This is a genomic window from Actinomadura chokoriensis (assembly GCF_039529475.1).
GTDB classification, from domain to species: Bacteria; Actinomycetota; Actinomycetes; order Streptosporangiales; family Streptosporangiaceae; genus Spirillospora; species Spirillospora bangladeshensis.
In genome coordinates, this window is sequence record NZ_BAAAMW010000004.1 from 391,995 (window position 1) to 415,189 (window position 23,195).

At 73.6% G+C, this 23,195-nt stretch carries 18 protein-coding genes; 10 read left to right on the forward strand and 8 right to left on the reverse strand.

Annotated features, from left to right (window positions below; genetic code table 11):
* The first annotated feature begins 191 nt into the window (after positions 1-191).
* Both ABFX46_RS12520 and ABFX46_RS12525 read left to right on the forward strand, forming a co-directional pair.
* Entirely contained in the window at positions 192-1,418 is a 1,227-nt protein-coding gene (locus tag ABFX46_RS12520; RefSeq protein WP_346042005.1) for a carboxylate--amine ligase, read from the forward strand.
* Positions 1,419-1,444: 26 nt separating this feature from the next.
* Complete coding sequence (locus ABFX46_RS12525; protein ID WP_346042006.1) at positions 1,445-2,704, forward strand: FAD-dependent oxidoreductase; 1,260 nt, start codon at positions 1,445-1,447, stop codon at positions 2,702-2,704.
* 196 nt (positions 2,705-2,900) lie between these two features.
* Here ABFX46_RS12525 and ABFX46_RS12530 read toward each other — a convergent pair whose 3' ends face one another.
* Positions 2,901-3,155 carry a hypothetical protein gene (locus tag ABFX46_RS12530; RefSeq protein ID WP_346042007.1) on the reverse strand — a complete coding sequence of 85 codons (255 nt, stop codon included), beginning with the start codon at positions 3,153-3,155 and terminating at the stop codon, positions 2,901-2,903.
* 349 nt (positions 3,156-3,504) lie between these two features.
* On the opposite strand from ABFX46_RS12530, the gene ABFX46_RS12535 reads away from it, so the two are divergent.
* The 3 genes from ABFX46_RS12535 (at position 3,505) to ABFX46_RS12545 (ending at position 6,110) form a co-directional block, all read left to right on the forward strand.
* Positions 3,505-4,275: a hypothetical protein gene (locus ABFX46_RS12535; protein WP_346042009.1), complete on the forward strand. Its 771-nt coding sequence runs from the start codon at positions 3,505-3,507 to the stop codon at positions 4,273-4,275.
* Between the two features lie 182 nt (positions 4,276-4,457).
* The gene (locus tag ABFX46_RS12540) at positions 4,458-5,453 is read left to right on the forward strand and encodes a chaplin family protein (RefSeq protein WP_346042010.1); all 996 of its coding nucleotides are present in this window, start codon (positions 4,458-4,460) and stop codon (positions 5,451-5,453) included.
* Between the two features lie 111 nt (positions 5,454-5,564).
* Positions 5,565-6,110, forward strand: coding sequence for a class E sortase (locus tag ABFX46_RS12545; RefSeq protein ID WP_346042011.1), 546 nt, complete (start codon positions 5,565-5,567; stop codon positions 6,108-6,110).
* Between the two features lie 55 nt (positions 6,111-6,165).
* On the opposite strand, the gene ABFX46_RS12550 is transcribed toward ABFX46_RS12545, so the two are convergent.
* Positions 6,166-7,188 (reverse strand): matrixin family metalloprotease, encoded by a 1,023-nt coding sequence (locus ABFX46_RS12550; protein ID WP_346042012.1) that lies wholly within the window; start codon positions 7,186-7,188, stop codon positions 6,166-6,168.
* Positions 7,189-7,549: 361 nt separating this feature from the next.
* On the opposite strand from ABFX46_RS12550, the gene ABFX46_RS12555 reads away from it, so the two are divergent.
* The 5 genes from ABFX46_RS12555 (at position 7,550) to ABFX46_RS12575 (ending at position 13,263) form a co-directional block, all read left to right on the forward strand.
* Positions 7,550-8,533, forward strand: coding sequence for a DUF2382 domain-containing protein (locus ABFX46_RS12555; RefSeq protein WP_346042014.1), 984 nt, complete (start codon positions 7,550-7,552; stop codon positions 8,531-8,533).
* Between the two features lie 436 nt (positions 8,534-8,969).
* A complete protein-coding gene (locus tag ABFX46_RS12560) occupies positions 8,970-10,895 on the forward strand; it encodes a glycoside hydrolase family 3 protein (RefSeq protein WP_346042015.1) in 1,926 nt (641 codons plus the stop codon).
* 144 nt (positions 10,896-11,039) lie between these two features.
* On the forward strand, positions 11,040-11,876 hold the full coding sequence (locus tag ABFX46_RS12565; RefSeq protein ID WP_346042016.1) for a patatin-like phospholipase family protein: 837 nt from the start codon (positions 11,040-11,042) through the stop codon (positions 11,874-11,876).
* Between the two features lies 1 nt (position 11,877).
* A complete protein-coding gene (locus tag ABFX46_RS12570; protein WP_346042017.1) occupies positions 11,878-12,846 on the forward strand; it encodes a 1-acyl-sn-glycerol-3-phosphate acyltransferase in 969 nt (322 codons plus the stop codon).
* 12 nt (positions 12,847-12,858) lie between these two features.
* Complete coding sequence (locus ABFX46_RS12575; RefSeq protein WP_346042019.1) at positions 12,859-13,263, forward strand: RNA-binding S4 domain-containing protein; 405 nt, start codon at positions 12,859-12,861, stop codon at positions 13,261-13,263.
* Here the strand turns inward: ABFX46_RS12575 and ABFX46_RS12580 are convergent, their stop codons facing one another.
* The 6 genes from ABFX46_RS12580 to ABFX46_RS12605 form a co-directional block, all read right to left on the reverse strand.
* Positions 13,264-14,697: an arylsulfotransferase family protein gene (locus ABFX46_RS12580; RefSeq protein ID WP_346042020.1), complete on the reverse strand. Its 1,434-nt coding sequence runs from the start codon at positions 14,695-14,697 to the stop codon at positions 13,264-13,266.
* A gap of 52 nt (positions 14,698-14,749) precedes the next feature.
* Positions 14,750-16,135 carry an MFS transporter gene (locus tag ABFX46_RS12585; protein ID WP_346042022.1) on the reverse strand — a complete coding sequence of 462 codons (1,386 nt, stop codon included), beginning with the start codon at positions 16,133-16,135 and terminating at the stop codon, positions 14,750-14,752.
* 197 nt (positions 16,136-16,332) lie between these two features.
* Entirely contained in the window at positions 16,333-18,162 is a 1,830-nt protein-coding gene (locus ABFX46_RS12590) for a WD40 repeat domain-containing serine/threonine protein kinase (protein ID WP_346042023.1), read from the reverse strand.
* 1 nt (position 18,163) lies between these two features.
* Positions 18,164-19,207 (reverse strand): effector-associated domain 2-containing protein, encoded by a 1,044-nt coding sequence (locus ABFX46_RS12595; protein WP_346042024.1) that lies wholly within the window; start codon positions 19,205-19,207, stop codon positions 18,164-18,166.
* Positions 19,208-19,292: 85 nt separating this feature from the next.
* A complete protein-coding gene (locus ABFX46_RS12600) occupies positions 19,293-21,020 on the reverse strand; it encodes an MFS transporter (protein WP_346042026.1) in 1,728 nt (575 codons plus the stop codon).
* Positions 21,021-21,285: 265 nt separating this feature from the next.
* The gene (locus ABFX46_RS12605) at positions 21,286-23,181 is read right to left on the reverse strand and encodes a tetratricopeptide repeat protein (protein ID WP_346042027.1); all 1,896 of its coding nucleotides are present in this window, start codon (positions 23,179-23,181) and stop codon (positions 21,286-21,288) included.
* Positions 23,182-23,195: the final 14 nt, after the last annotated feature.

Genomic DNA, 23,195 nt, shown 5'->3' on the forward strand with positions numbered 1-23,195 from the left:
CGGACAGAACGGAAGCGGCCTTTTCCGGCGAGGTCCGAATGGCCGCCCGGCTGAATGGATATCCGCAGCTCCCATGCGTATCGTATGCCCTTGGACGTCCGCCGCGAAAAAGCCGTCCGGACGGAACAGGCCGAGAATTTACGTTAGGAAGGTTGTCGTGCGCCACTTTCCCTGGGAATGCGCCTGAACACATGTTCTTCGACACCCGTACCCCGCAGCGGACCCGCCTCGACACCGGCCTTCCCGTCCTGCTGCTGCGCACCGACCGCAACGTCTTCCACCACGGGACGCTCGCGGCGATCCGCAGCCTCGGCCGCGCCGGCGTGCCCGTGCACGCGATCATGGAGGGGCGGGCCAACCCCGCGTCCCGCTCCCGCTACCTGCACCGGGGGCATCCGTGGGCGCCGCCCGCCGCCTACCCGGCCGAGATGGTGAGCCACCTGCGCGCGATCGGCGAGCGCATCGGCCGCGAGACGCTGCTCGTCCCGATGGACGACGCCGGCGCCATCTTCGTCGCCGAGCACGCGGACGCGCTCCGGCCCCGCTTCGCCTTCCCGGCCCAGGACCCGGACGTCCCCCGCCGCGTCGCCGACAAGTCCCTGCTGCGGGACGCCTGCGCGGAGCACGGCATCACCTGCCCGCCCAGCCTGATCCCCGCGTCCGCCGCCGACGTCGACGAGGCCGCCGACGCGTTCGGGCTGCCGATGATCGCCAAGTGGTCGCGGCCGTGGCGGCTCGGCACCGGGCTGCGCAGCACCACGCTGGTCCGCACGCGCGGCGAACTGCACCGGCTGTTCGCCGCCACCCGGCACCGCGACCCCGACGGCGACGCCGGCCCGCTCATCCTGCAGCGCCGCGTCCCGGCGGGCGGCGGCGACTGGTTCTTCCAGGGCTACTTCGACGCGAACCTCGACTGCCTGTACGGCGGCACCGGCCGCAAGCACCTCGCGCATCCGCCGCAGGCCGGGCACACGGTCGTGGGGCAGTGGGTCGCCAACGACGAGCTGTACCGGCTCGCGGTCCGGATCGTCCGGCAGCTCGGCTGCCGCGGCCTCGTCGACCTGGACTTCCGGCTCGACCAGGACGGCGGCTACCACCTGCTCGACTTCAACCCGCGGATCGGCGCGCAGTTCCGGCTGTTCACCGACCGCGACGGGCTCGACCTCGCCCGCGTCCTGCACCTGCACCAGTCCGGCCGCCGCGTCCCGGACGCGAGCCCGGCGACCGGCCGCCGGCTGCTGGTGGAGAACCACTACGTCCAGCAGACGGCCGGACGGCGGCCGCTGCGCGCGGGAGCCCTCCGCCCGCTGCGCGAGGCCGACGAGTTCGCCTGGTACGCCGCGGACGACCTGCCGCCCTTCCTTGCGATGGGCCGGCGGAGCCTGCTCCGCGCGGTCGAGCGGCTCCGCACCAGGTAACACCACAACACACGGGGGAATGAGACATGAGCGACTCGGCCAGCGACGTCGTCATCGCCGGCGCCGGGCCCTACGGCCTGTCGACGGCCGCCCACCTGCAGAACCTCGGGCTCGACATCCGGATCATCGGGGAGCCGATGCGGTTCTGGGAGGCGAACATGCCCGAGGGCATGTTCCTGAAATCCGAGCCGTTCGCGTCCAACCTGGGGTCGCCGCAGATGGGCATGCGGTTCACCGACCTGCACCCCGGCTGGCGGATCGGGCAGCCGATCCCGCTGGAGACCTTCGTCGAGTACGGCCGCTGGTTCGCCGCCGAGGCCGTCCCGCAGCGGCCCGGCGACCGGGACGCGCAGGTCGTGAACGTCGAGCGGGGCCGGCCGGGCGGCTACGCCGTCACGCTGTCCACCGGCGAGACGATCGCGGCGCGGGCCGTGGTGGTCGCGGTCGGCGTCGGCCCGTTCGCGCACATCCCGGAGGAGCTGGCGGGCATGCCGTCCTGGCTCGTCTCGCACGCCAGCGCGCACCGCGACCTCGGCCTGTTCGCGGGCAAGGAGGTCGCCGTGCTCGGCGCCGGGCAGTCCGCGCTGGAGACCGCGGTGCTGCTCGCCGACGCCGGCGCGCACCCGCACGTCATCGCGCGGCGGCCGGAGCTCGACTGGAACACGGTGCCGCAGGAGCGCCGCGCCCTGCGCGACCGGCTGCTCGGCGGGCCCCGCTCGGGCCTCGGCACCGGCTACCGCACCTGGCTGTGGGCGGAGCGGCCCGGCATCGTCCGGTACCTGCCGGAGGCGACCCGCCGCCGGATCGTCCGCGAGACGCTGCCGCCCGCCGGCTCCTGGTGGCTGCGCGACCGGCTGGACGACCGCGTCCGCGTCACGACCGGCCACCGGCCCGCGAAGGCCGTGGAGCAGGAGGACGGCCTCGCGCTCACCACCGTCGACCGCTCCGGCCGCCGGCTCGTCACCGAGGTCGAGCACGTCATCGCCGCGACCGGCTACGTCCCGGACGTGGCCCGGCTCGGCCTGCTCGCCCCCGACCTGCGCGGCCGCATCGCCACCCGGCTCGGCGCGCCGGTCCTCAGCCGCGACTTCGAGGCGTCCACGCCCGGCCTGTACTTCGCGGGCCTGGCCGCGGCCGCCACGTTCGGCCCCGTCATGCGCTTCGTGCACGGCGCCGACTTCGCCGCGACCCGGATCTCCCGGCACATCATCCGCCGGACGCCGCGCATGCGCCCGCCCGCGCCCCGCCCGGCCCACACCCCGGAGCCGGACGCGTCCCGCCGATAAGAAGCCGCCATCTCGTTGATCTGCGGCGTGTTGTTGTTTTCGACGCGCTCATAACAACAACACGCCGCAGGTCAACGCATCCGGTGGAGGGGCTGGGGCGGGCTTCGGGAGGGATTTCGTCCTCCCGGGGGCGGGGGTGTGGGGTGAGGTTCTTCCTCTGGGTGGGCGGGGACGGGGCCGTTGCCGCCCGTGCGTGCTAGTACCTGACGGGGCGGGCGCGGCGGCGGGCGCGCTCGGTCTGGGCGGCGGCGATGGACCACCGCACGCGCCAGTACAGCGTCCAGACCGACATCGGGCCGCGGCCCGGCTTCGGGCGCTGATCAGCGGGGACGTTGGCGATCGCGATGCGGACGAGGTCGGCGCGGGTGAGGAAGCGGTGGACTTCGCGGCGGGGGGCGCGGGGCCGGCGCAGCGGGCGGAACCGGGTGATCGCGGACGAGGCGTTGGGCAAGGGAGCTCCTCCGTGAGGCGGTCGGTGACCACTCGCTCACCGACTGTAGCGCATCCGATACCGTTCGCCATGCTTCTCCCAGGTCTCGGGCGGCGGCGCCGCAGAACGGATGAGCACGGCAAAGCGGGCGTCGGCGGAACGGAAAACCGGGTGCGGTAAAAGGCGAATTCACGGGCCGGTAAATGATCCCGGGACACGCCGGTGAACGGAACAATGGCTCCTTGCGCCGGCCGCGCCAGGTGTTACGTTCGACCGGACCTCGAATAGGCGACAGGGAGGACCGGCCGTGGAATCCGCATCGATCCGGCGCGGGGCGATTCGCCCGCAGGATCGGTCGCGGCATGCCCTGGTGCCCGTTCTCCTACGCCTCGCCGCCATTGTCGGGTTCGCGGTCGCCGGATGGATCGCGCTCTCCGCGCTGCACGACGCCGCGTTCGCGGCCGAGCGGCCGCACGCGGTGCGCACGGTGCAGGCGGTGCAGGCGGCCGGCGAGGGGTCGGCCACGCTCCGGCATTTCACGTCGAAGCCGGGCTGGCACATGATGAGCGACGATGTGCGCGACATGGGGAACGACCCCATGCGCTACGTCCGGTCGCGCCGGCACGACCTGTTCGACGACAAGGACCGGGCCGTCCGCCATGTGCGGAAGGCGGCCGACGCCGCCGGCGTGCCGCGGGTCCGGCTCCCGGACGTCCGGCCTGAGCGGCCCGTCCTCGGCAGGCTCGTCACGAAGGTGACCGACACCCGGCTCGTCCAGCGGCCGGCCGACGCGCGGCCGGAGCGGCAGGACACCGCCGGTGCTTCCCACGAGGCGTCCAAGGACGCCGCCTCCACTGCCGTGAGTCCGAAGGCCGCCGCCAAGACGAGCGCGGCCCCGGCGGCAGGCGACTGCTCGCGCTGCCGCGGTGACCACCGCGCACCCGCGCAGGCGCCCGTCCAGCCCGGCCAGGACGCCCCGCAGGGCGGCGGATCGACGGGCGGGCACCCGCTCATGCCCGTCGCCGACCTGCCGAACCGGCGGCATCCGGCGGCACCGGCCGCCGTGGACGCCGGCACCTTCCGGCGCACGGCGCTGACCGACGTGGCCGCCCCGGGCAGCCCGTCCGTCGTCCCCGACTAGGACGATCCCCTTCCGGCCGTGACCGGCCGACTCATGGCGGCCGCGTGCGCGCAGCACGCCGCCCGCCCCACCGAACCCTTCTCCACGCGCAACGGCCGGGCCCCGGCCGCTGCCAGTGCTGCGCCCACCCGGACGGTGCCGCGCAGCGATCACCACCGATGCAAGGACAGGAGCAACACATCATGCGAAAGTGGGCAAAGAGCACCTCCCGCGCCGCCCTGGTGGCCGCGGGCGCCCTCACCATCGGAGCCGCCTTCGGCTCCGGAGTCGCGGCCAACGCCGCCGCGTTCTACGGCGGCGGCCACGGCGGCGGCGTCGACATGACGTCGTCCGGCAACTTCGGGATCGCCAACGGCAACCAGGTGTACGCGCCGATCAGCCTGCCGCTGGACGTCTGCGGCAACGCGGTCGCGATCGCCGGGCTCGCGCAGGCGCAGTGCAAGGGCGGCGCCTCGGTGTCGTCGCACCGCTCGGGCGGCCACACGGCCGACCGGGGCTACCGGGCCTCCGGGCTCTGGGGCGGCGGTGGCGGCTGGGAGCACGGCAAGTCCGTGCACATGCAGACGTCCGGCAACTTCGGGATCGCCAACGGCAACCAGGTCTACGCGCCGATCAGCGTCCCGATCAACGTGTGCGGCAACGCCGTCGCGGTGCTCGGGCTCGCGCGGGCGCAGTGCGAGGGCGGCGCGTCGGTGAAGCGGACCGGCGACCGCGACGTCGACATGAAGTCCTCGGGCAACTTCGGGGCGCTGAACGGCAACCAGTTCTACATCCCGATCAACGCCCCGATCAACGTGTGCGGCAACGCCGTCGCCGCGCTCGGCCTCGCGCAGGCGCAGTGCAAGGGCGGCGCGAGCGTCGGGGACGGCGACCACGACCTGCCGCCCACCCTGCGGACGCCGCCGGTGAAGAAGCACAAGAAGCCCTACAAGCCGTCCAAGCACCGCCCGGCGGCCAAGCACAAGAAGCTGCCCTCGACCCTGCGGGCCGAGGGCCGCCGCATGGCGGACACCGGCGCGAACTACCGCACCGCGGAGGGCCTGCCCGGTGTCCAGCAGCTGCTGAACACGCTCGGCGGCGTCGTCAACGTGCCCGGGGTGAACGTCCGCCCCGGGCAGGTGGGTCCGCAGGGCGGCGCCGGGGCGCCCGTTCGGGTCGGCTCGCCGGTCCTGAACTGACCACGCGCCGGCCCGGATGACGATCCACCGGCCGGCGGACGAGGAGAGGGGGCGGCAGACGTGCCGCCCCTTCCCCATGCACGCGGCACTCCAGATCGATGGAGGCTCACCATGCTCAACCTGAAGGCGGCGGGGGCGGCGGCCGTCGCGGCGTTCTGCTGCGCGCCCGTCGTGGGCGTCCCGCGGGCGCAGGCGGCCCCGGCGCTGCCGGCGGCCGTCGCCGCCAGTCCCGACAAGGGCGCGCGGCTCGGGCAGATCCGGATCAAGCGGATGCGCCTGAAGGCGGACGTCCGGCAGGGCGTCGGCCAGGCGGTCCTGCGGCGGGCCGTCGGCCACTACCCGGGGACCGGCGTCCCCGGACGGGACGGCAACACCGTGCTGCTCGGCCACCGGACGACCTGGCTGCGCCCGTTCAACAGGCTCGACCGGATGCGGCGCGGCGACACGATCGTCCTGCGCTGGGGCCGGACGACCTACGTGTACCGGGTGCGGACCAAGCGCGTCATCGAACCGCGTGACCGGCGGGTCCTGGAGCCGGTGCCGTTCAAGCGGCGCAGCGCGCCCCACGGCCAGTACGTCACGCTCATCACCTGCACCCCGAAGGGCTCGGACCGCTACCGCCTCGTCGTCGTCGGCGAGCTCCAGCGGAAGCGCTGATCCGGACCCCGATCGAAGGCCGGGCGCTGGACGGCGCGGTGCGGCTCCGCGCCGTTCAGCGGCCGCCGTAGAGGGCGATCAGGCCGTCGTAGTCGCCCTTGCCGAGGGTGGCGGGGCCGCCGTCGCAGGACGCGATGGACGGCGCCATCGTCAGGTTCTCGTGCTCGGTGCCCTCGACGTGGGCCAGCCCGAGGACGTGGCCGGACTCGTGCGTCGCGACCGCTTCGGCGGAGTAGCTCCCGGCCGGGCACGATCCGTCCGTCCACCATCGCTTGCCCTGCGTCTGCAGCGCCATGTCGCTCTCGACGGTCGTCGTGCCCTTGAACCAGGTGCAGGTCGCGGCGAGGACGTCCTTGTCGGCGTCCGGCATGGCCTGCCAGCCGAACGTGTTGGCACCGTCCCGCTTCCCGCAGTCGGCTGCGCCGGTGACGTTCGGAGGCTGCGACGCCTGCCCGGTGTAGTGCTCGGCCACGTCCGGCCTCGGAGTGAAGCCGCCGCCGGCCTCGCAGTCCGTGCGGGCGTCGGCCATGTTGGCGATGCCCTTGGCGATGGGGTCCCGAGACGGTCCGGCCGTTCCCGCGGAGTAGCGCCACTGGACGGTGGTGCCCTTCGGCCACCTGCTCGGCTCGGCGCGGTGCGTGCCGTCCGCGCAGGCGGCGGCCGGCGCCCGGAAGCCGCGCGGGCGGCCCTGCGGCACCCGCCCGCCGCGCGCGTCGATGGTGATCTCGCCGTCCCGCTCGTCCACCCGGATGCGCAGCTCGGCGGCGCCGTCGGTACGCAGCTCGTGCGCGACCAGCGAGGTCCCGTCGGACGGGACGACCGCCGCGAGCCCGTTCGGGCCGCGCACCGTCCGGCCGCGCAGATCGCAGTCGGCGATCTTCACCCGCCGCGGCATGGCGCGGGCGGACAGCGGGCCGCCCGGCTTGCACCACGCGGGCCCGGCGGAGGCGGGACGCGCGAACGCGGTGCCGGTGAACGCCGTGCCGATGAATGCGGTGCCGGTGAACGCGGTGCCCGCGAGCGCCGCGGCGGCCGTCGCGGCCCCCGCTCGCCGGACCGCCCGTGGATAGTCGCGCATAGCATTTTCTCCGATGTGCGGGAACGTCCCCTGGCAGTCTTTCGCGGGGCCGGAAAAGGGAAACGGCCGCTTTCTAAAATGATCACCATCTCGGCGCACGTGTCTTTCCTCGATGACCGTCCCGATGTGTCTTTGTCGGGAAATCGGTGACGCGCCACGCGGAGAGCGGCGTAAGAATCAGGTAAATCATCCCTCATAATACGGCAAACACGTTTATTGTCCCCCCATGCGGAAAAGCAGCAAGTAATCCGGCAACTCGGGATCAAACAGAACACCGTTGCCGAGAGGCGGGTGCAGGACCCACCTCCCCCGGCCCCCCGTCTCGCCGCCGGCAGCGTTCACGGAAGCAGAGGTGTTCAACGTGCAGACGCAGACACAGGTGCGGGAACTCATGGGCATGAGCGTGACCGACGCCAACGGCACCAAGGTCGGCACGATCAAGCAGGTCTACCTCAACGACGACTCCGGTTCGCCGGAGTGGGTGACCGTGCACACCGGATGGTTCGGGATGCGGGAGAGCTTCGTCCCGCTCTCGGGCTCGCGCAAGAACAAGGACATGCTGCAGGTCCCGTACGACAAGGAGACCATCAAGGGCGCCCCGAACGTCGACGCCGACGAGCACCTGTCGCACGCCCAGATCGTGGACCTGTACCGGCACTACGGCGTACGCCCCCCGGGCGGTCGCCGCCAGGGCGGTGACGCGGAGACGACGCGGGACGCGGACCGGACGGCCGGCGAGCGCGGACTGACCGGCGAGGGCAAGGCCGCCGGGACGACCGGTACGAGCGGGAGCACCGAGACCGGCAGGGCCGCGGGCGCGGCGGGCGCGGCCGGCACGGCGGGCGCCGCCGGGATGGCCGTCCGCCCGGACCGGGCGGGCCGCGAGCAGCCGGCCATGCCGCCGCAGTCGGCGCGCGAGGGCGCGGAGGCCCCGATGACCGAGATCACCCGGTCGGAGGAGCAGATGCGCATCGGCACCGAGCGGCACGAGGCCGGCCGCGTCCGGGTGCACAAGTACGTCGAGACGGAGATGGTCGAGCGCACGATCCCGGTCTCGCACGAGGAGGTCCGGATCGACCGCGAGCCGATCGTGGGCGGCGAGCCGGACCCGCAGATCAGCCTCGCCGAGGACGACCACGAGATCATCCTCTACGAGGAGCGGCCGGTCATCGCCAAGGAGACCATCCCGGTCGAGCGCATCCACGTGCGCACCGAGGAGGTGCAGGACGAGCAGACGGTGCGCGGCGAACTCCGCAAGGAGCGCATCGAGGTGACCCGCGACGAGGACGTGCGCGGGGGCGTGCGCGGGGAGGACCGCGGGAAGCGCGGTCGCCCGTCCACGTGAGCGACGCGCGGTCCTGAGTGAGCGCCACACCGGATGGCGAGCGCCCGGGCAGGCCGTTCACCCGCCGGCCGCCCGGGCGCTCGCGTGGCCGGAGGTGGTCAGCGCGACCGGTGGTGCGGGAGCGCCGGCGCAGGCGGAGCAGCGCCGCCGGGGCGGGGGCGCTCGCGGTCCCCGCCCGTCCGACCGGCTTTGTTCGGTGCATGATTCAACGTGTGAATTTAGTCTCCGTCAACCCCTCTTCCCCAGTTTTCACCAGGGTCCGGCGAGCGCCGGGCGGGTCCGTTGACAGCCGCCCGGAAGCCGGGGGAGGTTCCTGAGTGACGACGTCGCCGAGCGCGGGGGTCGTGGCCGTCCGGGCGTGCCGCGACCTCCGCGCCCGGCCGTGCGCGGTCCGCCGGGCCGTGCGGCGTCCTCGCAGCGACTCAGGAGGGACGACTTGCGACACCCCCACAGACGCGTCATCGCCACCCGGATCGGGCGATCACTGGTCGCGCTCGCGACCATCGCCGCGCTCCCGTCCGCCATCGCGGTACCGCCCGCGGTGGCCGCGGGGCCGCCGGCCTACCTGAACGCGCGGCTCCCCGTCGCCCAGCGGGTGAACGACCTGCTCGGCCGGATGACGCTGGAGGAGAAGGTCGGCCAGATGGCGCAGGCCGAGCGCGGCGCCGTCGACGGCGACCGCGACCAGATCACGACGCTGGCCCTCGGCTCGGTGCTGTCCGGCGGCGGGTCGGTGCCCGCCGACAACACCCCGGCCGGCTGGGCCGACATGGTGGACGCCTACCAGTCCAAGGCGCTCGCCACCCGGCTGAAGATCCCGCTGCTGTACGGGATCGACTCGGTGCACGGCCACAACAACCTCGTCGGCGCGACGATCTTCCCGCACAACATCGGGATGGGCGCGACCCGCGACCCCGCGCTCGTCAGGCGGGAAGAGCAGATCACGGCGATCGAGACCAAGGCGACCGGGCCGCAGTGGGTGTTCGCGCCGTGCGTCTGCGTCAGCCGCGACCTGCGCTGGGGCCGGACGTACGAGTCCTTCGGCGAGGACCCGCGGCTCGTGAGCGAGATGGCCGTCGGCATCGAGGGCTTCCAGGGCAGGCACAAGCGGGACATGGCGACGAACCGGCACGTCCTCGCGACGGCGAAGCACTTCGCCGGGGACGGCGACACGAAGTTCGGCTCGTCCACGAGCGGGACGTACACGATCGACCAGGGCGTCACCGTCACCGACCGCAGGACGTTCGCGAAGATCGACCTCGCGCCGTACGTCACCGCCGTGCGCAAGTACGGCGTCGGCAGCATCATGCCGTCGTTCTCCAGCGTCGACTGGACGGAGGACGGCGTCGGCAACCCGGTCAAGATGAGCGCGCACAAGGAGCTGCTGACCGACGTCCTCAAGAAGAAGATCGGCTTCGACGGGTTCCTCATCAGCGACTGGGCGGCCATCCAGCAGATCCCCGGCGACTACGCCACGCAGGTGCGGACGTCCGTCAACGCCGGCATGGACATGTTCATGGAGCCCTACAGCGCTCCGCAGTTCATCCAGACGCTGATCGCCGAGGTGAAGGCGGGGCGCGTGAAGATGTCCCGCATCGACGACGCCGTGCGCCGCATCCTGACGGCGAAGTTCGAGCTCGGCCTGTTCGAGCACCCCTACACCGACCGCAGCCTCGCCACGACGATCGGGTCGCCGGAGCACCGCGCGGTCGCGCGGCAGGCCGTCGCGGAGTCGCAGGTCCTGCTGAAGAACGCGGGCCGCGCGCTGCCGCTGCGCAAGAACGCGCGGATCTACGTCGCGGGCGTTAACGCCGACGACATCGGCAACCAGGCGGGCGGCTGGACGGTCACCTGGCAGGGCTCGTCGGGGGACATCATCCCCGGGACGACGATCCTGGACGGCATCAAGCAGAACTCGTCCCACGTCACCTACAGCGCGGACGCGTCGGCGCCCATGGCGGGCAGTGACGTCGGCGTCGTCGTGGTCGGCGAGACCCCGTACGCCGAGGGCGTCGGCGACGTCGGCAACGGGCACACGCTGACCCTGTCGGACGCCGACAAGGCCGCGATCGACAAGGTGTGCGGCGCGATCCGGACCTGCGTCGTCCTGGACGTCGCGGGACGGCCGCAGATCGTCACCGACCAGCTGTCGAAGATGGACGCGTTCGTCATGTCCTGGCTGCCGGGCAGCGAGGGCGCGGGCGTCGCGGACGTCCTGTTCGGCAAGCGTCCCTTCACCGGCCGCCTGCCGGTGACGTGGCCGCGCAGCGAGGCCCAGGAGCCGATCAACGTCGGCGACCGGGACTACAAGCCGCTGTTCCCCTACGGCTACGGCCTCCGCACCCGACCCCACCACCACTGACCCCCCGTTGATCTGCGGCGTGTTGTTGTTATAGGGCGCCTCATAACAACAACACGCCGCAGGTCAACGCACTCGGTGCGGCCGTCCGGTCGTTTAGCCCGGTTTCTGCGGGTGAGGCTTCCAGCGTCGTGAAGGGAGACGTGGGTGGACGGCGAGCCGCGGGTGGCGTTCGTGCTCGGCGGCGGCGGCGTGCTCGGCGCGCACGAGGTCGGCATGCTGCGGGCGCTCGCGGAGGCCGGTGTCCGGCCCGACCTCGTCGTCGGGACGTCGATCGGCGCGCTGAACGGCGCGTTCGTGGCGGCGGACCCCGGCACGGCCGTCGAACGCCTCACCAGCCTGTGGTCCGACGACGCGACCCGCGACGTGTTCGGCGCTCGGCTCTGGGCGCGGCTGTGGACGCTGGCCCGTTCCGGTACCCACCTGCACTCGAACGAGCCGCTGCGCCGCATGCTGGACGAGCTGCTCCCCGTCCGGACGTTCGAGGAGCTCGCCGTCCCCTTCCAGTGCGTCGCCGCCGGGATCGAGACGGCGATGGCGCACTGGTTCACCTCCGGCCCGCTGGTGCCGGCGGTGCTGGCCTCGTCCGCCGTGCCGGGGCTGCTGCCGCCCGTCCGGGTCGGGGACCGGCACTACGTCGACGGCGGGCTCGTCCACAGCATCCCGGTCGGGCGGGCGGTGATGCTCGGCGCGACGACCGTCTACGTCCTGCACGTCGGCCGCATCGAGCGCGACCTGCCGCCGCCGCGCCGCCCGTGGGAGGTCGGCATGGTCGCGTTCGAGATCGCGCGGCGGCACCGGTTCTTCGAGGAGATGGCGACCCTCCCGGACGGCCTGGCCGTGCACGTCCTGCCGGCGGGCGCCAAGCCGCAGAAGGCCGGCGTGGACCTCGCCCAGATGCGCTACAGGAACGTGTCCGGAATCCGGGCTCACATCGAACGCGCCTACCAGGCATCCTTGGAGTACCTCAAAGAACGAGCGTGACATGCTGCCTCCCCCCGTCGTCCGCCGCCTGGTCCTCACGCCGCTGCTGTTCGTGCTGACCCTGCTGATCATCGTGGTCTTCCCGGTCGGGTACGCGGTGGCGTTCCTGATCGGGCGCGACCGCAAGAGGGCGCTCCGGCTGCTGTGGTTCGCGCTCGCCTGGGGGACGCGGGAGTCGGTCGCGGTGCTGGAGTGCGGACTGCTGTGGCTCCGCCGCCGCACCCGCGACGACCGGCACTACGACGTCATCCGCCGCTACGTCGCCGGGCTGTACGGGTCCGCGCAGCGGCGGCTCGGCCTGCGGGTCGAGATCTCCGGCGGCGGCGCCGCGCCGCCCGGCGACCGCCCGCTGATCGTCCTCAGCCGGCACGCCGGGCCCGGGGACGCGCTCCTGCTCGTCCACCACCTGCTGACCGACTACCGGCGGCGGCCCCGCGTCGTCATGAAGGCGCAGCTCCAGTTCGACCCGTGCATCGACATCGCCGCGAACCGCATGCCGAACGTGTTCGTCACGCCCGGCGGCGGCGCCGTCGAGGACATCGGCCGGCTCGCCGCGGGCCTCGGCCCGCGCGACGCGCTGCTGATCTTCCCCGAGGGCGGCAACTTCTCCCCGGAGCGGCGTCGCCGCGCGATCCGGCGGCTGACCCGGCTGCGCCGCACCGACGAGGCGGCCCGCGCCGCCGCGATGCGCCATCTGATGCCGCCGCGCCCCGGCGGCGTCCTCGCCGCGCTCGACGCCGCGCCGTCCGCCGACGTGGTGTTCGTCGCGCACATCGGCCTCGACCACATGGCCACGGTCGGGGACGTCTGGCGGCGCATCCCGCTGACCGGGCCCGTCCAGGCCCGCTGGTGGCGGATCCCCGCCGAGGACGTCCCGGCCGGCCGGGACGCCCGCGTCGGCTGGCTCTACGGGCAGTGGGAGCGCGCCGACGCCTGGATCGGCGCAAACCGGGCACCCGTGTCCGGGTGACATCATGGACGCATGGGCGACGAGGGGTCCGTGCGGGTCGATCTGTGGATCTGGTCCGTGCGGCTGCTGAAGACCCGTTCGATGGCGACGACGGCGTGCCGGGCGGGCCATGTCCGCGTGAACGACGAGCGCGCCAAGCCGTCCACCGCGGTGAAGCCGGGCGACACGGTGCGGCTCCGCCATGACGGGCGGGAGCGGGTCGTCGTCGTGCAGAAGATCGTCCGCAAGCGGGTCGGCGCGCCCGCCGCGCAGGAGTGCCTGATCGACCAGAGCCCGCCCCCGCCGCCGCGCGAGGCGCTCATCCCGATCGGCCGCCGCGAGCGCGGCGCGGGCCGCCCCACCAAGCGCGACCGCCGCGAGCTGGAACGCATCCTCGACCGCTACCGCGTCCTCAACAACCCACCGAAAGAGGACTGATCACACGACCCGCGGTTCCGACCGGCCGAGGACGGTGCCGTCGGCGGCCAGGGCCTCGGCGATGACGTTGGGGGAGTGCGCGAGCGTCACCGCCGTCTCGAAGCCCTTGCGGGGAACGGTCTTCGCCACCACCGGGCGGGTCTCGGAGCCGGTGACGAAACGCCAGCGGGCGACGCCGGTCGCGCCGTTCCAGCTCGCGTGGACGCGCATGCGGCCGTCCGGCAGCGGCGTCATCGCGACGTCGGGGGCGGCCGCGGGGCGCGCGGACCAGTCGGCGCGGTACGCGCGGTAGGAGCCGTCGCCGATCCCGGTGATCTCCAGCCTGGGGGTGCCGTCGGCGGCGAACTCCGTCATCGCCGGTGTCGAACCCCAGCCGACGAGCACGTTCCCGTCCGGCAGGACCTGCATGTTGCCCATGTACTGGCCGAAGGTCTTGCCGTCGGCGTACTCGCGGACCCGTTCCGCGGTGCGGGCGTCCTCGTCGACCGCGAGGACGAGCCCCCGGGAGGAGCCGTCGCCGGGCTCGTCGATGTGGTTGTCGAACAGCGTGATCGTCCCGTCCGGCTGCCGGCGGGCGTCGTGCTGCCAGGCGAACGCGGCGCCGTCGCCGAGCGCGAAGTCGCCGCGCCGGCCGCCGAGCCGCCACCGGACGGCGCCCGTCCGCCGGTCGAGCGAGTAGAGGGCGCAGGTGTTGCGCGCCGACAGCAGCAGCGTGTCCCCGTCGTCCTGGACCGAGTTGACGTGGACGGGGTCGAACGCCTTGCCCTTCGTGCCGTTCGCGTCCTTGGCCAGGGGCATGCGGGTCTCGGTGATGTCGAGGTGGTCGAGGGCGCTCCAGTCGAGCAGCACCTCGCCGGTGCGGACGTCGATCTCCTGGACCCGGTTGTCGAGGACCACCCCCGCGCGCGGCCCGCCGATCGGACGCAGGTCGGCCGTGACCGTCGGATAGGCGATGATCAGCGCCGTCCCGCGGTCGGTGAGCACGAACTCGTGGAAGTCGCCCCGGACGCCGTTCCCGGTCCGGACCTCGGCGACGCGCCGGTAGTCGCGGCCGAGGAGGACGCCGGTGCCCGCCCCGTGCCCGCCCGTCCGGCGCTCGCCCTCCCAGTAGGTGAGGACGGGTTCGCCCTCGAAGACCTGCACCCGCACGTCGGTGATGAGCTGCGCGGACCGGTGGATCCAGACCGGTTCGCCGGTGTCGTCGACGATGAGCGCGTCGGCCGAGCCCGTCCCGCGGAACGGGGCGAGGAACAGCAGCCCGCCCTCCGTGGGGCCGAGGCGCCGCGCCGTGAGGCCGGGCGGCTCCACGTCCGGCATCGTCGCGTAGCCACTCGGGGCGTCGGCCTCGGCGGGGGGCGGACGGCCGGACCCGGCGCCGCTGAGGAGCGCCGCCCCTCCGACGAGCCCGGACAGCAGGAAACCACGACGTGTCATCACCCTCATGCGGCCCTGTCTACCCTCCGATCATGAGAACCGCATAAACGGCTCAGCGCGGGCCGTCGGCGTAGCGGCGCTCGGACTCCAGCGCGGACGCCACGTCCCTCGGGTAGCTGTGCCGGGCCCTGACCAGCAGCAGGCCGTTGAACAGCAGCGGGGCGAGCGCCAGCAGGAACGCCCGGTCCAGCCCGACCGCCGACTCCCGGCCGCCGGCGAGCAGCCCGGACAGCCAGCCGAACAGCACCGGCGCCACCGCCTCCCCGGCCATCCGCACGATCGTCCGGATCGCCTCGGCGCGCCCCCACAGCCGGAAGTGGACGACGTCCAGCCGCACCGCGTCCAGCGGCGGGTTCGCGGCGGCGAGCGCGGCCGCGGCGAGCGTGAACAGCGGCAGCGCGATCAGCGCCCGCTCGGTGAGCAGGCCCGGCAGGAACAGCAGCGCGGACACGGTGAACGCCACCCCCGGCACGGCGACCCGCGCGGTCACCACGCCCCGGCGCACCAGCCGGTCGGCCAGCCGCCCGCCGACGAGCACCCCCGCGAGCGACGCCAGCCCGATGACGGGGATGAACGCCGTCAGCTCGCCCTGGCTGATCGAGTAGTGCTCCTGCACGAACACCATCGCGAACGTGCGCAGCCCCGCGAAGAAGAAGTACCCGATCGCCGACGCGATGATGATGATCACGTTGGTGCGGATGCGCAGCACGTACCGGGCCGCCGCGAGCAGCGTCATCCGCTCCGGATCGGCCGCCAGGACGGTGCGCGGGTCCGGCTCCACGTGCGCCCGCTCGACCTGCCGCTGGGCGGGCTCCTCCCCGCCCCGGCCCGGCGCCGTGGCCTGCGCGCCCCGCTCCGGCTCCGGCAGCATCCGCCACAGCAGCCAGGCCAGCACCAGCCCGAGCGCCGCGACGAGCCAGAACGCGAACCGCCAGTTCAGGAACGCCGCGAGGTTCCCGCCCGCGATCAGCCCGAACCCGACCCCGACCAGCTCGCCGGCGAGGATGCGGCCCCACGTCCCGGCCCGCTCCTCCGGCGGGAACAGGTCGCCGATCAGCGACGCGACCGTGGGCCCCGCCGTCGCCGTCACCGCGCCCAGCGCCACCCGCGACGCCAGCAGCCACTCGTACGACTGGGCCAGCCCGCCGACGATCATCGCGAGGCTCCACAGCACGATGCTGCCCGCGAGCAGCGGCACCCGCGGCACCCGGTCGGTCAGCTGCCCCACCGGCAGCGTCGCGAGCGCGCCGACCGCCGCCGGCGCCGCCGTCAGCACCCCGACCTGCGTGTTGCCGATGTCCAGGGAATCGCGCAACTGCTGGACGATCGCCCCGATGACCCCCGTGTCGGCCGTGTTCAGCGCGAGCACGCACGCCAGCAGCAGCACGATGCGGGCCCGCCGCCGCCCGCCGAGCCGGTCCGCGAGGGCTTCGCCCACCCGTCTCCACGGCCGCGGCGTCCACGTCACCAACCGGTAGTGCCCGTAGACCGACCAGGTATGTCGAGCCCCACCCGCACCGGGCTCAGGTGTACCGGGCTCGGGTGTACCGGGCTCCGGACGGGTTCACGATGCGGCGCACGAGCACGGTCTCGGCCATGTCCTCGTCGTGCACCCGGCGCGGTGCCCGGTCCGGTTCATCGGCCCGCGGGCTGCTCGTCGTCCCTGGTGGCGGCGGGGGAGGACGGGCCGGTGCCGAGGTTCCAGAGCCGGAGCGCCCGATCCTCGCCGCCGGTGATGGCGATGGGCCGGCCGCCGAGTTCCGCGCAGGCGACGGGGACGGCCGGGCCGGTGAGCGTCCGCTCGGTGAGGAGCGGGTCGCCGGCCTGCTCCCGGGTCAGCAGGCTCCAGACGCGGACCGCGCGGTCGGCGCCGCCGGTCACCGCGATCGGCTCGTCGCCGCGCGTCCCGAAGGCCACCGACATGACCGCGCTCCGGTGCACCAGCGGCCGGCCCACCTCGCGGCGGGTGCGGAGGTCCCAGACGCGGACCGTCCGGTCGTATCCGCCGGTGACGGCGATCGGCCGCCCGGCGAGGCTTCCCCACGCGACCGCCATCACCGAGTTGGTGTGGCCGGTCAGCGGCAGCCCGGCCGGCCGCCGGTCCGCGAGGTCGAGGACGCGGAGCGACTGGTCCCAGGCGCCGCCGATGACCGCGACCGCCCGTCCGTCCAGGTCGCCGCACGCCACCGACATCACGCTGTTGTTGCCGACGAGCGGCGGGCCGAGCTGCCGGTGGCCGGCGAGGTCCCACAGCCGGACGGTCCGGTCGTCGCCGGCGCTGACCGCGACGGGACCGCCGTCCAGCACGGCGACGGCGACCGAGAGGACCGCGCCGGTGTGGCCCCGCAGCGGTTCGCCGATCCGTTCCCCGGTCGCCAGGTCCCAGACGCCGAGCGTGCGGTCCTGGCAGCCGGTCACGGCGATCGGCGCGCCGTCGAGGACGCCGCAGGCGACCGACAGGACCGCGTCGTCGTGCCGGAGGGGCGCTCCGCGCTGCTCGCACGCGGTGAGGTCCCAGACCCGCGCGGTGCGGTCGTCGCTGCCGGTCACCGCGACCGGCTCGCCGCCGAGCGACCCGCCGCCGATGCAGATGACGGCGCCGGTGTGGCCGGTCAGCGAGTCGCCGACCTGCGCGCCGGCGGACGGTGCGCCCGGGGCGGCGTCCCGTCCGAGCACGGCCACCACGTCGGCGGCGCTCGGACGCTCGGCCGGGTCCTTCGCCAGGCACCGCGCGATGATCCCGCGCAGCGGCTCGGGCACGGCGTCGAGGTCCGGCTCCTGGTGCGCGATCCGGTACATGACCCCGTGGCCGTACTCCTCGCTGAACCCGAACGGCGGCTTCCCGGTCGCCGCGAACGCCATCGTCGAGCCCCACGCGAACACGTCGGTGTGCGGGCCCATCGCGCCGCCCGTGACCTGCTCCGGCGCCATGTAGGCGGGCGTGCCGCGCAGCTCGTTGTCGCGGTGGGCGATCGTGTCCAGCGCGCGGGCGATGCCGAAGTCGACGACCCGCGCGCCGTCCGGCCCGGTCAGGACGTTGGCGGGCTTGAAGTCGCAGTGCACGAGCCCGGCCTCGTGGATCGCGGCCAGCGCCGACGCCGTCCCCGAGGCGAGCGCCAGCGCCTCGGCGGGGCCGTAGGGCCCCTCGCGGCGGACCCGGTCCAGGACCGATTCGCCGGGGATGTACTCGCTGACGACGTACGGCCGGCCGGCCTGCTCGCCGGAGTCGAGCACGCGCGCGGTGTACCCCTTCACCCGGTCGGCCGACTTGATCTCCCGGGCGAACAGCTGCCGGCCGCGGGCCGTCCCGCCGAACCACGGGTGCAGCCGCTTGATCGCGACGCGCAGGCCGTCCGGTGCGGTGCCGAGGTAGACGACGCCCTGGCCGCCCGAGCCGAGGCGCGCGATCACCCGGTACTCGCCGATCCGCTCCGGATCGCCGGCTTCCAGCGGACGCGGCGCCACCCTAGGCCCGCCCCAGCGCCTCGACGGACCTGCGGAACTCCTCCAGATCGGCGGAGTCGCCCGCGAACTGCCGCACCGCGCGCAGCAGCTCCGCGATGCCCTGCGGATGCTCGCGGCAGGCACCGACGATGGCGGCCATGTCGTCCCGGTCGTCCTCGGCCCGCCGCCGCCCGATGACCGTCGCGAGCGCCAGCGGCAGCTCGGCGACGATCTGGTCCCGCAGACGGCGCCCGCGGAGCTGCCGGATCGTCAGCGCGATGTCCAGGGCGGCGTCGAGCCCGCGCGGCCGCTCGACGATCGTGACCGAGGCCGGCGGCAGGGCCGGAGGCGGGACCGGAGGCTGGACCGAGGGCGGGGGCGGGTCGATCTCCGTCGGCTCGGCCGGCGGCGGTATCACCCGGGCGTTCCTGGTCACGCGGGGCGGCTCGGGGACGGGACGTCCCGCCGCGGGAACGCCGGGCAGCCGCACCCACGCGTGCGTGACCGTCTCCTTCACCTGGACGTCGATCCGGTGGTACTCGCCGGGATGCACCATGCCCAGGCCGTGCCTGATCACGTCCTCGTGGACGCGGTCGGAGGCGATCAGCGCCAGCTCCGCGCCGGACCGCAGCAGCCCCTGCCGGAGCGCGTCGGCCTCCAGCAGGCGGAACACGTGGTTCACCGCCGTCCCGACCAGGCCCTCGCCGTCGGAATGGGCGATGCCCGCGTGCACGGCCACCCGCAGCTGCATGCGGGCGGAGGCGCTGGAGACCTCGTTGTGCCGCCGCACCTCGCCCCGCAGCAGGTCGATCAGGGAGGTGATCAGCCGCGCCGGGTCGACGTACGGGGGGACCACCACGAGCGCCCCGTCGCCGCGGTCCTCGCGGTAGCAGGCGGGGAACCCGATCCCGTCGGCGTCGAAGCTCGCGCGGAGCCCCTCGTAGAGCGCCTTGCGCACCTTCCGCCGGTCGAGGTCGCTGCGCGCCGGATGCCCGAACGAGGCGATGTCGCAGGCGAACAGCGAGCACAACCCGTTGGGCGTCCATCCACCGCCGGATTCGGACATGCGCCGTCGCCTTCAGATCGCGAGCCGTCGAATGCCATCTACCACCATGGCGCGCGAACCCGTCAAGGTCTGGTGACACAAACGGCTAATGCGCGGGCAGCGGTTTCAGCCGGCGCTCGTGGACGGTCTCCGGAACCGCCAGGGACCTCCGGACCTCCAGCGCACTCGTCGCGCGGATGCGGATCACGTCGACGATGGGCAGTGCCGGGACCCCGAAGCCCATCGGGAAGACGACGGTGATACGGATGATGGTCACCGTAGGCGCCCCGAAGGCCATCGGAAGGATCGCGGTGACGCGGACGATGGTGACCGCGCGGACGGCCGCCATGGCCGGCGCGGGCGCGGTCGGCACGGTCGGTATCGCGTAGGCGGGCGGAATGGCGAAACCGGCCGGGATGATGAAGGCCGCCGGAATGACGAAGTCGGCCGGGACCATGGAGGCCGCCGGAATGGCGGGCGCGACCGGCGGCGCGTGGACGGCCGGAACCTCCGGGACCGCCGGCAGGGCGGGAACCGTCGGCAGGGCGGGAACCGCTGGAATGACGGGGACTTCCTGGAGGGTCTTCGGCAGGGAGATCCGGTACTTGAGCCGGTCGACCGTCCGGTCCGGCAGCATCCTCCGCGGACGCAGCAGGACGGGCACGGCGAGGCACAGGGCCGCGATGACGCAGAACACCAGCAGCGCGGCGCCGTCCGGCCGGAACTCGGCGATGATGTAGCCGGCGCTCAGCGCGCCCAGCGGAACGGCGCCGCCGGTGACGAAGCGGTTGACGGCCATCACGCGGCCGAGCATGTGCTCGGGCACCCGGCCGGTCTGGTGGTTGATGATCGCCACGTTGAGGAAGCCGCCGGTGACGCTGAGGCCGCCCCACGCGAGCAGGCCCGCGACCGGGTGCACGGTGCCCGCGACGATGGCGATCAGGGCCAGCCAGACCACGACGCAGAACACGATGATGTTCCGCTCCTGCCGGAACCGTTTGCCGACCTTGGGGGCGACGACCGAGCCGATGAGCCCGCCGACGCCCGAGGACGCGAGCAGCAGCCCGATCTCGGTACCGGACATGTGCCGCTGCTCGGCCAGCACCACCAGCAGCAACACGACGGTCTGGAAGAAGAAGTTGCCGACCGCGCAGACCACGATCACCGTGCGGAGAAAGGGGCTGAGGAGGACGAATCTCAGACTGCCGAGAAAGGGGGCGCGCGGCGTCCGCGCGCCCGCCCGGACGGGTGAGCCGTCCGCCTCTCGCGGCTGATAGTCCTTCTTCTTCATCGAGATCAGCGCCTGTATGGAGACGGCCGAGGCCACGATGCCGAAGAAATACGGGAGTGTTCTGTCGAGGCTGAAGAGGAAGCCCCCGAGGGGCTTGCCCGCCATGAGCGCGAGATGGCCGCGGGCCTCGTTGGTGGCCAGCGCCGACGGCAGTTCCGCGGAGTCGACGACGCGCTGCACCGCGGTGATCTCGGCGGCGTTGTAGAGGACGAGGAAGACGCCTTCGAAGAACGCGCCGAGGATCAGCAGGGCCGTCGGGTGGTAATCGAAAACGATCGCGCAGACGGGCAGGAAGCAGGCGGTGAGCCGCCCCGTCTGGCCGATGAACATCAGCAGCCGGCGGTTGCAGCGGTCGACGAACCAGCCGGCCGGGAGCTGCATCAGCAGGGCCGGGATCGTGCCGGCCGCGCCGACCCAGCCCGCGACGACGGGCGAGTGCGTCAGCAGCAGCGCGAGCAGGGGATTGGCCGCGGCCAGGCACATGCTCCCCGTCTGCGAGGCCGCCGAAGCGCTCCACAGCAGGGTGAAGTCACGCCCTCTCATCGGCGCGGACCTCTTCCAGAGTGACCATCCTCATCGAGGGTCGCCCTCCTGGTCATGGAGCGATCGCTAAAACCAACATTGCACATGTAAAGTTGAGGAGCAGGGCAATGCTGGGACAAAACGGACGAGACTTGCCATCCGCGTCCCTTGGCGATGGGATCGTGATCAAAGGAGCGGCGCGCCCGTCATCCGCCTCCCGAAGCCAATGCCACGCACGCTATCAGGCTGATGGACCGATTCACCCCAAAGGCTGCCCACTCAATGCCTATTGAGTCATGAGGCGCTCCGCCTCTTTGTGCAAATGTTGCGGCAGCGGCGGCCGCCGCGCGTTGACGGCCCGCCTGGCCAGCCCTGCGGCGGTGTCGGCCGCCCCGCCGAGCCGCAGCACCCGGGCCACGCGCAGCAGCACCGGCCCGCTGTCGTCGGCGTCCGCGGCCAGTTCGAGCTCCTCGGTCGAGGCCAGGCCGCAGGGCCCGTCGCGCGTCCGCCGGGCGAGCGCCCACGCGGCCCGCGTGGAGGGGCGGTCGCCGTGGTCGACGCGGTCCAGGTCGCGGAGGGCCGGCTCGGCCCGGTTCAGGTCGGCCAGCAGCTCGCCGCGCAGCCGGAGCGCCTCGGGGACGCCGCCGTCCTGGCTGAGCGCGTCGTCGAGGACGGCGATCGCCGCCTGCGTCCGCCCGGCGTACCAGAGCGCCTGGGCGAGGCTCGTCCGGACGAAGAGGTCGCCGGGCAGCCGGGTGAGCGCGGCGCGCAGCCGGTTCACGGCCTCGGCGGTGTCGTCGTCCATCCGCAGCCGGCCGATCGCCGCGAGCAGCATGCCGACGCGGACCGCGTCCCCGGCGGCGCCGAACGCGCCGGCCGCGTTCTCGTAGTGCTCGACGGCGCGCCCCGGCCGCCCCTGGTGGTAGGCGATGGTGCCGAGCAGGCATTCGGCCGCGCCGCGCAGCCGCGCGTCGCCGCCCGCCGCCGCCACCGCCTTCGCGCGCCGCCGGGCCAGTTCGGGCTCGCCCGAGGTGAACGCCGTCTCGGCGGCGTCCAGCCGGGGCGGCTCGGGCGGCGCCGGAGACGCCGGGTCCGGATCGAGGTCGCGGACGACGGGCCGGAGGCGGGTGTGGCGCAGCCGGTACCCGCCGCGCTCACCGGCGGACAGCAGCCGCGCGTCTTCAAGGGCGCGCAGCACCGTGCCGGGCATGTCCCTCGTCTGCGCGACGCCGCCGGACCGGCCTCCGAAGGTCTCCCGGAACCACGTGGTGAGGCAGCTCGGCAGTCGCTCGTACTCGTTCGCCGTCCTGGACAGCGCGGTCAGGCAGTGGTCGCGGAGGATCGGGTCGAACGCTTCCGGCAGGTGCGCGATCCCGGATTCGCCACCGGACCTCAGCTCGCCCCACAGGCGATGGCACACCATCTGCAGGAGGGCCGGATCGACGCGGGCCTCACCGGCCGCCAGTTCGTCGACGAGTTCCGGTGCGCAGGCGGCCAGCGGATGGCCGCTGCCGCCGAGTGGCCCGCGGACGGCCTGCCGCGCCGCCGCCGGCCGTAACGCGTCCAGCGGGAACCGGGCCACGGACTCGTCCGGCACACCCGCCCGGGCCAGCAGCCCGAGGAGCCCGTCGAGGTTCTCGGTGCGGACGGCGATCAGCAGGTGCAGGCCGTGGCAGGCGGCCGCGGCCCCGGCGAGTTCGGCGGCGAACCGGGCGCGGTGCCGGTCCCAGTGCCCCGCCCCTCGGAACAGGAGGTCGGCGTGGTCGATGGCGGCGAGGACGGGCACCGGGTCGCCGTAGCGGTCGGTACGGACATTCCGGCGGACCAGACCCGAGACCGAGGAGCCCGACGCCCGGGTCGGCGACTCGTCCGGATACCAGGACGTCAGCAGCGCGAACGTGAAGGGGTTCAGATCCGGCAGCGCGGCCAGCGGGAAGTCGGCGCGGAACGCCGGCCCCCCGATCGGGAGCACGTCCACGCGCGGCCGCCCGCCGAGCCGGGGCAGCACGCCGGCGCGCAGCAGTGAGGACTTGCCCACGCCGGACGGGCCGTGCAGCACGGTCAGCCGGCGGTCCCGCCAGAGCCGTGCCAAGGCGGCGGCCTCCTCGTCCCGCCCGTGGAAGAGCGCTTCGTCACCGGTGTCGAAGGGGCGCAAACCGACGAAGGGGAAACGCGTGCTCATGTCTGGTAGCGGCC

Coding starts and splice junctions, on each gene's coding strand:
- ABFX46_RS12520 (WP_346042005.1), top strand. CDS start 192: ATGTTCTTCGACACCCGTACCCCGCAGCGGACCCGCCTCGACACCGGC.
- ABFX46_RS12525 (WP_346042006.1), top strand. CDS start 1,445: ATGAGCGACTCGGCCAGCGACGTCGTCATCGCCGGCGCCGGGCCCTAC.
- ABFX46_RS12540 (WP_346042010.1), top strand. CDS start 4,458: ATGCGAAAGTGGGCAAAGAGCACCTCCCGCGCCGCCCTGGTGGCCGCG.
- ABFX46_RS12545 (WP_346042011.1), top strand. CDS start 5,565: ATGCTCAACCTGAAGGCGGCGGGGGCGGCGGCCGTCGCGGCGTTCTGC.
- ABFX46_RS12550 (WP_346042012.1), bottom strand. CDS start 7,188: ATGCGCGACTATCCACGGGCGGTCCGGCGAGCGGGGGCCGCGACGGCC.
- ABFX46_RS12570 (WP_346042017.1), top strand. CDS start 11,878: ATGCTGCCTCCCCCCGTCGTCCGCCGCCTGGTCCTCACGCCGCTGCTG.
- ABFX46_RS12575 (WP_346042019.1), top strand. CDS start 12,859: ATGGGCGACGAGGGGTCCGTGCGGGTCGATCTGTGGATCTGGTCCGTG.
- ABFX46_RS12580 (WP_346042020.1), bottom strand. CDS start 14,697: ATGACACGTCGTGGTTTCCTGCTGTCCGGGCTCGTCGGAGGGGCGGCG.
- ABFX46_RS12595 (WP_346042024.1), bottom strand. CDS start 19,207: ATGTCCGAATCCGGCGGTGGATGGACGCCCAACGGGTTGTGCTCGCTG.
- ABFX46_RS12600 (WP_346042026.1), bottom strand. CDS start 21,020: ATGAGAGGGCGTGACTTCACCCTGCTGTGGAGCGCTTCGGCGGCCTCG.
- ABFX46_RS12605 (WP_346042027.1), bottom strand. CDS start 23,181: ATGAGCACGCGTTTCCCCTTCGTCGGTTTGCGCCCCTTCGACACCGGT.